At 30.8% G+C, this 12,533-nt stretch carries 9 protein-coding genes; 5 read left to right on the top strand and 4 right to left on the bottom strand.

The genetic code is table 11. The features are described from left to right. Positions 1–195 precede the first annotated feature (195 nt). On the top strand, positions 196–2,673 hold the full coding sequence (pbpC, locus tag ACR0QS_RS05870; protein WP_432632510.1) for a penicillin-binding protein 1C: 2,478 nt from the start codon (positions 196–198) through the stop codon (positions 2,671–2,673). Between the two features lie 94 nt (positions 2,674–2,767). Further along, positions 2,768–3,502, top strand: coding sequence for a hypothetical protein (locus ACR0QS_RS05865; protein WP_432632509.1), 735 nt, complete (start codon positions 2,768–2,770; stop codon positions 3,500–3,502). A 10-nt stretch (positions 3,503–3,512) separates the two neighbouring features. Here the strand turns inward: ACR0QS_RS05865 and ACR0QS_RS05860 are convergent, their stop codons facing one another. The 3 genes from ACR0QS_RS05860 to ACR0QS_RS05850 all read right to left on the bottom strand — a co-directional run bounded on the left by ACR0QS_RS05860 (position 3,513) and on the right by ACR0QS_RS05850 (position 6,891). Then, positions 3,513–4,799 carry a glucose-1-phosphate adenylyltransferase gene (locus ACR0QS_RS05860; protein WP_432632508.1) on the bottom strand — a complete coding sequence of 429 codons (1,287 nt, stop codon included), beginning with the start codon at positions 4,797–4,799 and terminating at the stop codon, positions 3,513–3,515. A 74-nt stretch (positions 4,800–4,873) separates the two neighbouring features. Next, complete coding sequence (locus ACR0QS_RS05855; protein ID WP_432632507.1) at positions 4,874–5,713, bottom strand: Cof-type HAD-IIB family hydrolase; 840 nt, start codon at positions 5,711–5,713, stop codon at positions 4,874–4,876. A 170-nt stretch (positions 5,714–5,883) separates the two neighbouring features. Further along, entirely contained in the window at positions 5,884–6,891 is a 1,008-nt protein-coding gene (locus tag ACR0QS_RS05850) for a hypothetical protein (RefSeq protein WP_432632506.1), read from the bottom strand. Between the two features lie 175 nt (positions 6,892–7,066). Between ACR0QS_RS05850 and trpB the strand changes: the two genes are divergently transcribed. The 3 genes from trpB (at position 7,067) to ACR0QS_RS05835 (ending at position 11,485) form a co-directional block, all read left to right on the top strand. Continuing rightward, complete coding sequence (gene trpB, locus ACR0QS_RS05845) at positions 7,067–8,320, top strand: tryptophan synthase subunit beta (RefSeq protein ID WP_432632505.1); 1,254 nt, start codon at positions 7,067–7,069, stop codon at positions 8,318–8,320. A gap of 258 nt (positions 8,321–8,578) precedes the next feature. After that, positions 8,579–9,994 carry a PTS transporter subunit EIIC gene (locus ACR0QS_RS05840; protein WP_432632504.1) on the top strand — a complete coding sequence of 472 codons (1,416 nt, stop codon included), beginning with the start codon at positions 8,579–8,581 and terminating at the stop codon, positions 9,992–9,994. A 21-nt stretch (positions 9,995–10,015) separates the two neighbouring features. Beyond that, a complete protein-coding gene (locus ACR0QS_RS05835; protein ID WP_432632503.1) occupies positions 10,016–11,485 on the top strand; it encodes a glycoside hydrolase family 32 protein in 1,470 nt (489 codons plus the stop codon). Between the two features lie 78 nt (positions 11,486–11,563). On the opposite strand, the gene ACR0QS_RS05830 is transcribed toward ACR0QS_RS05835, so the two are convergent. Further along, a complete protein-coding gene (locus ACR0QS_RS05830) occupies positions 11,564–12,511 on the bottom strand; it encodes a hypothetical protein (RefSeq protein ID WP_432632502.1) in 948 nt (315 codons plus the stop codon). Positions 12,512–12,533 lie beyond the last annotated feature (22 nt).

Below are 12,533 nucleotides of genomic sequence, written 5' to 3'. Positions count from 1 at the left end.
TATCAATACTTTATTTATATTTCTAAACATTGATTAATTAAAAATATTATACAACATATAAAAATTTTGTCAATAGTTTAAAATAAAAAATGTTATATATAAAAATGGTTTTAATATTTGCTATTAATAAAATTGACTATTTATATTTTTGGATTTTTAGAATAAAATATTTTAATTAAATTGAAAACATAAAAAATGAAAAACATAAAAAAATTAATTAAAAAAATATTCCTATCTATAATATGCCTTTTATTAATCGTTTCGTTTTTGTCGGGTTTGATATTCGCTCCGAAAATTTACAATCTATACAAATTCTCAAAAGAATATATAAACAAACCTTTTTCAAAAGACGAACTTAAAAAAAATGAAAGCAGAGTGTTAAAAATTTACGATAGAAATAATATTTTGCTTGCAAATCTTTTTCCCGAATACGGCGGATTTTATAAAGAAGTTAAATATTCTGATTTGCCACAAAATTTAATTGAAGCGGTAATAAGCGCGGAAGATAAAAATTTTTTTAGCCATAAAGGAATTGACTGCAAAGCGATTTTGCGAGCTTTTATTTCAAATATTTTAAATAAAAAAATTGTTTCGGGCGGAAGCACAATAACTCAACAACTTTCAAAAAGCCTTATTCATAGAGAAAGAAATTATATAAATAAATTCTACGAAGCTCTCGATTCGATACGATTAGAAAAAAATATGACAAAAGAAGAAATATTAACTGAATATCTTAACAGAATTTTTTTCGGTAATAATTGCTACGGAATAGGAGCGGCGGCGGAATTATATTTTAAAAAAGAAGTTAAAGATTTGAATATAAACGAATCTGCAATTCTCGCGTCTATAATAAAATCGGGAACAAAATTTAATCCTTACAAATATAACGAAAGATTGCATTCAAGAAAAAAATATGTTCTAAATCAAATGAAAAAAAATAATTATATTTCCGAAGAAGATTATAATAATTGCTTAAACGAAAATATAACGATTTATAAAAATAGAGATAAAAATACTTTAAAAGCTCCCCATTTTGTGATGTATATAAAAGATTCGCTCGACAAATTAAAATATTCAAATTTAATTGAAGTAAAAACTACTTTGGATTATAAATTGCAAAAAGAAGCGTCTTTGGTTATAAGTAATGCAAGTCAGTCTCTTCATAGTTTTAATGTTAGAAATATTTCCTGCGTGATATTAAATGCGAAAACGGGAGAGGTTCTTTCAATGATAGGTTCGATGGATTATTTCGATAGAGAAACGGACGGCTCGGTAAACGGCGCTGTCGCTTTAAGACAGCCAGGAAGCGCTTTAAAACCTTTTCTTTACGCTTATTTATTCGATAAAGGAGAATCGCCCGCATCGGTAATAGGAGATATTAAAACTTATATCAGTTCGCCCGGCGGAGATTATATTCCAGAAAATTTTGATAGAAAATATAGAGGTCCAGTCACAATAAGAGACGCTCTCGCAAACTCTCTCAATATACCTGCGGTTAGATGGATGGCAAAATATAGTCTTAAAGATTTTCAAAATATTTTATTAAAATCGGGTTTAAGGAGTATAGATAAGAATCCAGATTATTACGGTTATTCTTTGGTATTGGGAAGCGCGGAAGTTAGGCTTATAGATTTGGCTTCGGCTTATACGATATTTCCAAATTCGGGAATATTTATGAATCATTATTCTACTATTTCGCTTAAAAAAGAAAATGGAGATATATTTTCAATCAATAAAAATTTAAATCATAAAAGAGTAATCTCTGAAGAGAGCGCGTATTTAATAAATAAAATATTATCCGATAGAAACGCAAGGCAGGGTTCTTTCAGAAGTTATAGAGGATTAGTTTATCCTTTTAGCGTGGCAATTAAAACGGGAACTTCAAAAGGTTCGAGGGACGCTTGGGCGGTTGGATATACAAAAGATTATATAGTCGGTTTATGGCTCGGAGATTTTAAGGGAAGCGAAATGATAAATATAACGGGAGGAAACGGCGCTGTCCCGATACTTTACGATTTATTTTTTATGCTTAATAAAAGTCAAAAAGAAACCGTCTGGGATAAACCGAGCGATATTGTGGAAAGAGAGATTTGTTTAATCAGCGGAAAATTGAGAGGAGAATTTTGTAAAGAAACTCGGCTTGAAGAATTTTCGCTTTCAAATGTAGTCAGAGAAGAATGCGATGTTCATAATTTATATATAAAAATGAATTCGGACGGAAGTATCGATAAAAAAGTTTTTCTTAATTTGCCGAGCGAATATAACGACTGGATTAAAGAAAGGCAGATAGAAAAACCAAGTTCGGAATGGATTATGGCAAAAAATACTTACGCTTATAATAATGATAATAATTTAAATCAAATTAATAGTTTAAATAATCGAAATAGAAACGAAAGAATTTCAATAACTTCGCCAACCGATAATTCCGTTTATAAAATCGATTCCACTTTGCCGATAGAATATCAAAATATTTTTATTTCGTCCTATATTCCTAAAAATATTTCCGAAGCAAATTTATATTGCAACGAAGAAATTATTGCAAATATTGAAGAATTAAAAAACGGCGCTATTTCATGGAATCTCAAAAGAGGAGATTATACTTTTTATATCAAGGCAATTAATTTTGAAGGAAACGAATTAAAAAGTCCGAATATCAATATTTTTATACAATAATTTTTAAAGGCTTAATTAAAAATAAGATTTTATTTCCGATAATTTTTAAGTGAAACGGAATTTATTGGAGTTTATGGAGTTTATGGAGTTCAAAATGCAAAAAAAAATTATAACCGCGATATTTATTATAGCTTTTTCATTTAATATTGAAGCCGCTTATAATTCAAATAAATACATGAAAGTAGTCGATGTTCAGGGAAATGTAAAACTCGAAGTGGAAGTAAAATCTTCCGCAGAAACTCAAGCTGCAAAAAAAATGATTCAAAAACCCGCAAGATTGGGAGATTTATTATTTACGAGAGACTACATTATTACGGGAGCATCTTCATTAACCGCGTATTCGCAGGATAGAATTTTATTAAAAGTTAAAGAAAATTCTTCTTTATATTTAGACAGCACTTTTGATAAAAACGAAAATATCGTATTTAGTTTGAATAACGGAGAGATTTTAATAGTAGCTCCTATGAGTTATAACCCCGACTATATTACCGTTTATACGCCCGACAACAGCACTATAAATATTTCTGGAACGGCAATAATTTCTTATAACCAAAATGTAACGAGAGTTCAATTCCTGCATGGATACGGAAAATTAAACGGCACTCCCGTAGGACAGTTTACCGAAGTTAATTTAAAAGATAAAACTACAAGCGAAATCGTTATGAGCGACTCTTTAAAAAATAGAGTAAACGAAATATTAGGAATGCAATATATCGATAAAGTTTCTCAAGTAAATATTTATAGAGATATTGCAAGATTAAATAATTCTTCTTTTAATGTTAAACAGATAGTAACGCCGCTTGAAAGCGAATTTATAATTATTCAATAATATATAATAATTATATTATAGTTCCGTTTTTTACCACCGTATTTTTAGGAATTATGACTATTCCGTCTCTTATGCAGTAAAATTCGCTATCCTGATTTTGAATTTTCTTTTTATTAACGATAGTCACTTCGTTTCCTATTCTAACATTTTTATCTATTATAACATTTTTTAGATTGCATTTTTTTCCAATTCCAATTTTAGGCAAATGTCTAACATTGAGTCTCTCTATATCGGCGCTATTTTCATAATAGTCGCTTCCCATCATGATAACTTTTTCCAATACAGAGCCGCTTTGAATAACTGAACGCAATCCAATAACCGATTCTTTTATCGTGGCGTTTTCAATTTTGCATCCGTCCGCTATTATGCTCGAAGTAATATTAGCTTTTTCAATTTTCGATGCTGACAAATAACGAACATGCGTATAAATCGGAGCATCTTCATCATAGAAATCGAAAGGAGGATTTTTGCTTCCAAAAGAAATATTCGCGTCAAAATAAGCTCTTATAGTTCCTACATCTTCCCAGTATCCTTGAAAAGCGTAGCTGAATACTTTATATTTTTTTATCGCTTCTGGAATAATATCTTTTCCAAAATCCATCATTGTCTTATCTTCCAAAAATTCTTTAAGGACATTTCTTCTAAAAATATATATTCCCATAGAAGCCAAATATTCTTTTTTAGAATCTTCAATATCAAACATTTTCTTTTGTTCGGCGCTCAATTTCAAAGAATTAAGAATTTCATCTTCTTTTGGTTTTTCGTAAAAATTGGTTATCTGTCCTCTTTTATTTACAAGCATTACTCCGAAACCTTTAGCGTCTTCTCTATTCACAGGAACCGTTCCTATAACTATATCCGCTCCCGTTTCAAGCATGTGGCGAGTCATAACATTATAATCCATACGATAAACTTGGTCGCCCGAAAGTATTAAAACATTATTAATAAATTCGTTGTCGAAATGCGAAAGATTTTTTCTAACGGCGTCCGCTGTTCCCTGATACCAGTCTTCATTTGTGTCGGTTTGTTCGGCGGCTAAAATGCTTACCTGTCCTCTCGAGAAGTTGTCGAATCTGTAAGCGTTGTAAATATGATTATTCAAAGAAGCGCTGTTAAATTGAGTTAGAACATAAATATTCCTGATTCCGCTATTGATACAATTCGATACGGGAATATCTATCATTCTATATTGTCCTCCCAAAGAAACTGCTGGTTTTGAACGCGCTTTAACCAAAGGGTATAATCTCGTTCCGCGTCCTCCTCCAAGTATTAATGCTACGGTATTATATGCTCTCATAAAAAAACTCCATAAATTATTTATATTATTAGTATAGTAAAAAATTTTATATTTTTCAACAATTAAAAATCAATTTATATTATATCAAAATGTTTTAACGCTTTATATATTCCGTCATTATCGACATTATCCGTTATATAATCGGCGGCTTTTTTTAGTTTTTCGTTACAGTTTCCCATAGCTATTCCAACCGCGCAATGTTCTATCATAGTCAAATCGTTTCCTCCGTCTCCGAAAGCCATAGTTTCCGAAATATCGATTTTATAATATTCAATGATTTTACTTATTCCAATATGTTTGCCTCCGCCTTTTCTATTAATATCGGCGAACGCTGGATGCCATCTGCTTGATTCGCAGTCTTTAAATAATTTTTTCACTAATTCTTTTTCTTTATTTTCGTCCACAAATATATTGATTTGCAAAACATTATCAATATTTTCTTCCACAAACTGACGATAATTTTCAACGGCGGGAATTTCTAAATCTACTCCTTCCGAAAGCCGTTTTACTTTATCGTCAATATAATTTATAAATATTCCGTTATTCGTCATTACCGAACATGGAAATTTTTCTTCCTTTTCCAAATAATCGAGTAAAGCATGCAATGTTTCTCGGCTTATTACATTTCTATATATTTCTTTATCTCCGACATAACAGTCATGTCCGTTTGCCGTTACATATCCGTCAAATTCCAAATCGTCCAAATTATTTATTTGCCCTCTAATTCTTCCCGTAGCTATAAAAACTTTTATGCCTTTATCTTTAAGTTCTTTAATCGCTCTTTTTGAAGAATCTGAAACTTTATGAGTATTGAAACTAACTAAAGTTCCGTCTATATCGAAAAATACCGCTTTTAATTTTCCTTTTATTTCTTCCGCAAATTTTTTATTTTCCGTATCGTTAAAATTTCCCATAAATTAAGCCTTTCGTTAAAATTAAATATTTTTAATAAAAGCAGTTTAGAATTTATTATGATAACTATAATAATTTAAATTTTAATTAAAGTCAAATAAAAAAGAGCCTGCCCTAAACGAGCAAGCCCAATTTTTACGAGTTATAAAAATATTATCATTTGCTATATTTTTTAATGCCAGCCGCTATATTGAAGGTGGTCCATCAAGTGCCAGTCATAAGCACGATTATCTACAAATTTGTATGTCCAGTCTCTTATTCCCGCTAAATTTCTTTTTACATTTAAGAAATTATTTAAGGCTTCGGGATTTTTGTTTGTATATTGTTCTATATTATACCAAGACTCTTTTCCGCCTGAAGTTGCAAAATAGAAATCAGCTCCGAATTCGTTTTGATGCCAGTCATCATATCCCGTATTCATTGTCAAAATCTCTAAACATCCTCTGCTTCTATCTCCCATATAACTTACGCCCATAAACATATTTAAAGTATCAAAATTATTGACCGTAATTTCATCTTTAGTCAATACCGTTTCATATAATCCGCCGATAGTCCAAGTTCCAGCGTTTCTTCCAGCGTTATATTTTACGATTATACCGCATCTGAATTTTCTAAGCGTAAGCGAAGATTTGTTTCTGTAATATACCATATTGAAATCTTTATCAAAGTAGTAATAATTTCCATATCTATGGTCGCTATATTTATTGCCAGAATCTTTTATAAACCATCTTTTGCCATCATTACGTTTACCTCCGTCAATCTGGTCTTTCCAAATTTTAGTCAAAGTATCGGTATCTTGCCAACTAACATTCGTTAACCAGCCGTTTGGAGCTTGCGATTCGTCCCATTTAACCCAAGGGGCATATATTCTATAATATGTGTTAGCATCGAAAGTAGGTTTTGGCTCTGGTTCGGGTTCTGGCTCTGGTTCGGGTTCTGGAATGGGAATTGGAATCGTATCAACAATGGAAGAATGATTTGTTTCCCAAGACGGTATATCGGAGTTTACAGGTCCAGTATATCCAGGTTCGGGTATAAATGTTCCAGAATCTGAAGAAGTTGGATTGGTAGCTTTTTCATTATCCCCGCAGGCAACTATTCCCGATAAACTAAACACAAATACTAATAAAATGACGGGCATTCTCTTTGAAACCTTTGATAATTTTTTTGTTAAAAACATTATTTAACCTCCTTTAATTTTTGATTAAATTGTATCTTGCTCCATACACTTATAATATAGTAAATTTTTTCAAAAAGTCAAGAAAAAAAAATTAAAAATAACGCTTGACAAAATTATCAATATAATATACATTACTATTTATAGTATTATTTGTTAATAGAACGGAGGATTAAAAATGACAAATAGCAATAACGGATTCTTTGGGAAATTTGGAGGAAGATTTGTTCCCGAAGAATTAGAGAAAATCTTAATCGAATTGGAAAGCGCTTTTTTGCATTATATCAAAGACAAAGATTTTTTAAACGAACTTGAAGAATTGAGAAGCGATTTTATCGGCAGACCGACTCCTTTGATGTATGCAAAAAATCTATCCGAAAAAATCGGCGGGGCGAAGATTTATGTGAAACTTGAAGGCTTGGCTCATACGGGCGCTCATAAAATTAATAACGCGATAGGACAGGCTTTACTTGCAAAAAGAATGGGTAAGAAAAAAGTGATAGCCGAAACTGGAGCGGGACAACATGGTCTTGCAACCGCTGCGGCATGCGCAAAACTCGGACTCGAATGTTCGATATATATGGGCGAAATCGATGTTAAAAGACAACAGCCGAATGTGGCTTCTATGGAATTATACGGAGCGAAAGTCGTGGCGGTTAAAAAAGGAGGGCGAGGATTAAAAGACGCGGTTGATATGGCATTGGAAGACTGGGTTAAAGATTTGAGCGATACTCATTATTTGCTTGGAAGCGCGGTCGGACCAAGTCCTTATCCCGATATTGTGAGGACATTTCAATCGATAATAGGCAGAGAACTTGAAAAACAGATTGAAGAAAAAAAATTAAATGTTAAAGCTTTAATCGCATGCGTTGGCGGAGGTTCTAACGCGATTGGATTTTTCGAGCCTTTTATAGAAAAACAAAATCCAAAACTTATTGCAGTCGAAGCGGGCGGAATTAGTATGAAGCTTGGAGAAAACGCCGTTAGAATGAAAAATCCTCATGCAAAAGATTTTACGGCGCAAGGTTATAAAAGTAAATTTATATTGAAAGAAAATGACGAGATAGCGGAAACAATGTCAATATCGGCGGGTTTGGATTATCCGGGAGTTGGACCACAGCTTGCATATTTGGGAGAGAACGGAAGAATAGAATTTACTTACGCTACGGATAAAGAAACCGTTAATGCCGTCAAAGAATTTGCTAAAAACGAAGGCATTATATTCGCTCTTGAAAGCGCTCATGCGGGAGCAAAGGCTATAGAATATGCGAAGAATTATAATAAAGACGATGTTATCATAGTTAATATGTCTGGACGCGGGGATAAGGATATATTTATAACCTCTCCGATTTTCCGTCCGAACGAATGGAAAAACTTTTTGAAAAGCGAGCTTGAAAGATTAGAGAAAAATGTTGATATTCATAAATTTTAATTAGTTTTATAAATTTAGAAATAATATAATAGGCTTTGTTTAATTAATGATTTTAATTTAAAAATAAAGCCTATTGTTTATTTTCACTCATTCTTAAAATAAATAAAATTGTAAACATTAATTATAAAAAATTGTTGCAAAGAATAATTCAGCTTTTAATCCCATTTGATAATATCGTTATTAATGATAATATAATCTTGTATTATGTTATAAATTGTTATAATATCTAACTAACAATTATTTTATAGGAGTTATTTTATGGCTTTAAATTATAAAAAAACAGCGGAAGAAATTATTAAAACGGTTGGAAAAGATAATATTTCCTCTGCAACTTTTTGCGCTACAAGATTAAGACTTATAGTAAAAGACAGAGAAAGTATAAAGGATGCGGATGTTCAAAAAATAGAAGGAGTAAAAGGAGTATTTTTTAATTCTGGGCAATATCAAATAATATTAGGTTCTGGAGTAGTAAATAAGGTTTATGCCGAAATTACATCAATGGGAATAATATGTTCTGCAAAACAAAATGATAATAAGACGGAATATAAAGAAACAAACAAATTTAAAAAGTTTATTCGTATATTTGCCGATGTTTTTGTTCCGATAATGCCCGCTATGATAGCCACAGGTTTATTTTTAGGACTAAAAGGAGCTTTGATTAACGATAGTTTTTTGAATCTATTTAATTTAAAATCTTCAGATATGCCAATATCAGTCATAACTTTTATTAGCGTATTAACCGAAACTACTTTTGCATTTTTACCCGCTTTAGTTTGCTGGTCAACTTTTAGAGTATTCGGAGGTTCGCCTATTCTAGGAATACTTTTGGGTTTGATGCTCGTATCTCCAGCTTTGCCCAACGCTTATTTAGTTGCGGACCCAAATAGCGGAGTTAATCCTATAATGTTTCTTGGATTTATTCCTATAGTCGGTTATCAAGGCAGTATTCTTCCAGCTCTCATATCTGGAATAATAGGTTCAAAATTGGAATTGAAATTAAAAAAAATTATTCCAAATATTATAGATATACTCGCCACTCCATTTTTGACTTTACTTATAATGCTTATTCTATCGTTAATTATTATAGGACCTATATTTCACATAGTGGAACAATGGATATTGATTGCCATTAATTTTTCTTTGACTCTTCCTCTTGGATTGGGAGGTTTAATAATAGGTTTTGTATATATATTTATAGTCGTTACAGGCGTTCATCATATAATGAATCTTATTGAAATATCATTACTTGCGTCTATCGGGTTTAATCCTATCAATCCGCTTTTGAGCGTTTGTAATTTTGCAGCTGGAGCCGCTTGTCTTGCCATTACTTTAAAAACGAGAAAAAAATCTGTGAAAACTATGGGATACGGAGCGTCTTTATCCGCTTGGCTTGGAATAACCGAACCAGCAATATTTGGTATAAATATAAGATACGGCATAAAACCTATGGTTTGTGGCGCTATTGCATCTGGAATAACAGGATTGTTTGTGAGAATATTTAATTTGCAAGGAACGGCTAACGGAGTGACAGGAATACCAGGAACTTTACTTTATATATATGATGCTAAACAATTAGCGGGTTATGTAATAATATCTCTTATGACTATAGCTTTATCTTTTTCTATAACTTGGTTTTTTGGAGTTCCAAAAGAATATATGGAAGCTGACGAATAAAATATATTAAAAGGTTTTATAATGAATTCTATTAGTAAAATTTTTAAAGAACAGATAAAGAAAACGGAGAGAGAATATTTTCAAAATAATAAATGGGATAAATGGAGGTTGAAATTTCATCTCATGCCTCCTATAGGCTGGCTAAACGACCCGAATGGGCTTTCGTATTTTAACGGTTTCTATAATATATTTTTTCAATATTCGCCTTTTGAAGTCAGCGGAGGATTGAAATTCTGGGGGCATTATAAATCTAATAATTTAATAGATTATAAATATGAAGGAGTAGCAATTTATCCTGACGAGAGATTCGATTGTCACGGAGTTTATTCAGGTTCCGCTTTTATAGAAGACGATACTTTATATTTATATTATACTGGAAATGTTAAACTGTTGGGAAAACATGATTATATAAATTCTGGAAGAGAATCAAATACATTGCTTATAACTACAAAAGATGCAGTTAATTTTTCTGAAAAAATTTGTTTAATGGAAATGAAAGATTTTCCAGATTTTATAACTAATCATATAAGGGACCCTAAAGTTTGGAAAAAAGATAATATTTATTATATGGTTCAAGGCGTGAGAAAGAATACAAAACCAAATATTGGCACAGTATTAATATTTTCTTCAAACGATAAAATTAATTGGAAATATTTGAGTTGTATTGATTCAGATAAAGAATTTGGTTATATGTGGGAATGCCCCGATTTATTTGAGATAAATGGACAGAATATTTTAATAACTTGTCCTCAAGGAGTTGAGCAAAAAGAGAATGTATATGAGAATATTTATTTGTCGGGATATTTTTTAATTAATTCTGATTATAGAAATGGTGATATTAAAGTTTTAGATTTTACAATTTTAGACAGAGGTTTTGATTTTTACGCTCCGCAGACTTTTTTGGATGAAAACGGAAATAGAGTATTAATAGGGTGGATGGGAGTTCCAGATACGGATGAAATTCATAAAAATTTAACCGTAAAATACGGATGGCAGCATTGTTTAACTATTCCGCGGGAGTTGACTCTTAAAAATAAAAAACTTTTTCAAAATCCGCATAGAAATTTGAATAAATTAAGAAACGGTATCATTATAAAAGAAAAATATAATAAAAATGAATTTTCTTCTAATTTAATTTACTATAATATAGATTCTTACGAGGTATTAATAAGTTTAGAAAATTTGAATAATAGTAAAGATTTTAAATTTATTATATCCGAAGGACTTTGCGGAAAATATGAAAACGGTAAATTTATATTGGAGTTTATAAACGATATCGGCGGCGGCAGAAAAAAGAGAAGTTGCGATTTGGAATGCTTAAATAATTTAAGAATATTTGTAGACACTTCAGCTGTAGAAATTTTTATAAATGACGGAGAAGCGGTTTTTTCCACAAGATATTATCCTAATAATAATTCTTTCAAAGTATGCGGAAATATGAATATAGAAATTTATAAACTTGACGGCTTCAAAATAGATTATAATATATAAAAGCGAAACAAATATTATAAACCAATACTCATTTCGCTTTTAATTCTCTAATTATAATTTGTATTTTTATAACTTTAATCAATTAAATAAATAATCCAACGGCGAGCCTCTCTTAATGTAAGGTTTTAATTCTTCAAAAGTGAAATCTATATCTATAGAATAAGGTTCATTGTAGAGTCCTTCGTCATACATATAAAAAGTAATTCCTTTTGTAGTAATATAAAAACTATACAAATCATTATCAAAACTATAATAAGTTTCATCATTGTAATTATAATTATTATCATTATTAGATGCATATTCCAATACTTTTTTTCTTAATAAAGCTAACAAATTTCTATCATTTAAATTTGAGATAAAATCTTTCATTTCAATCTTTTTACCTGTATTTATAGAATATACATTATAGAGAGACCCTGCATACCTTCCACCTAATCCATAAATTCCTTCCAAAATTATTATATTTTCATCAAGATAAACAATATCACTCCATGACGACAACCTTGAACTATACAAAGTATCTAAAGTTCTTGAATTAAATATAAATTCAGTAATATAATAATCATAATAATAACCGCTTGGTGATTCATAATATTTAACTTGCTTACGAATACGAGCAGAATTTATGGGCGCATTTGCTAAAGATAGATTAACATTTTTAGAATTATGCTTTCCTCTAAAAACTATATCGCCCGACAAAGTTCCCGTAATATATTTTTGATTAACATATTCACCTTTATCGCTATCCCATTCTCCGCCATATCCTAATTTTAAATTCTTTCCGTCAAAACTTCCACCAAATCCTCCATCTTCACCATATGTATCTGTAATACTTTGGCTTTCAGTATAATAAGAACCGTAAGCTCCATCTCCAAATATATACAAATACATAATGGCTCTTTCGTTCCCTTCCGTTCCCACTAAAAAGTAGAAATTTCCCGTTTCAACTTCTTGCGAATATGATACTTCATAATTTGAAAATACCATAACCATAACTAATACAAAAAACATAATTAAATTTTTCATTTTATTTTTTCTCCTTGATTTT

The sequence above is a fragment of the Brachyspira sp. genome, from assembly GCF_050873525.1.
In the GTDB taxonomy this organism is placed as follows: Bacteria; Spirochaetota; Brachyspiria; order Brachyspirales; family Brachyspiraceae; genus Brachyspira.
This window is presented reverse-complemented; position numbering and strand designations above follow the sequence as displayed.

What these genes read in the sequence shown, in the direction of transcription:
- pbpC (WP_432632510.1), top strand. Translation starts at nt 196, where the DNA reads ATGAAAAACATAAAAAAATTAATTAAAAAAATATTCCTATCTATAATA.
- ACR0QS_RS05865 (WP_432632509.1), top strand. Translation starts at nt 2,768, where the DNA reads ATGCAAAAAAAAATTATAACCGCGATATTTATTATAGCTTTTTCATTT.
- ACR0QS_RS05860 (WP_432632508.1), bottom strand. Translation starts at nt 4,799, where the DNA reads ATGAGAGCATATAATACCGTAGCATTAATACTTGGAGGAGGACGCGGA.
- ACR0QS_RS05855 (WP_432632507.1), bottom strand. Translation starts at nt 5,713, where the DNA reads ATGGGAAATTTTAACGATACGGAAAATAAAAAATTTGCGGAAGAAATA.
- ACR0QS_RS05850 (WP_432632506.1), bottom strand. Translation starts at nt 6,891, where the DNA reads ATGTTTTTAACAAAAAAATTATCAAAGGTTTCAAAGAGAATGCCCGTC.
- trpB (WP_432632505.1), top strand. Translation starts at nt 7,067, where the DNA reads ATGACAAATAGCAATAACGGATTCTTTGGGAAATTTGGAGGAAGATTT.
- ACR0QS_RS05840 (WP_432632504.1), top strand. Translation starts at nt 8,579, where the DNA reads ATGGCTTTAAATTATAAAAAAACAGCGGAAGAAATTATTAAAACGGTT.
- ACR0QS_RS05835 (WP_432632503.1), top strand. Translation starts at nt 10,016, where the DNA reads ATGAATTCTATTAGTAAAATTTTTAAAGAACAGATAAAGAAAACGGAG.
- ACR0QS_RS05830 (WP_432632502.1), bottom strand. Translation starts at nt 12,511, where the DNA reads ATGAAAAATTTAATTATGTTTTTTGTATTAGTTATGGTTATGGTATTT.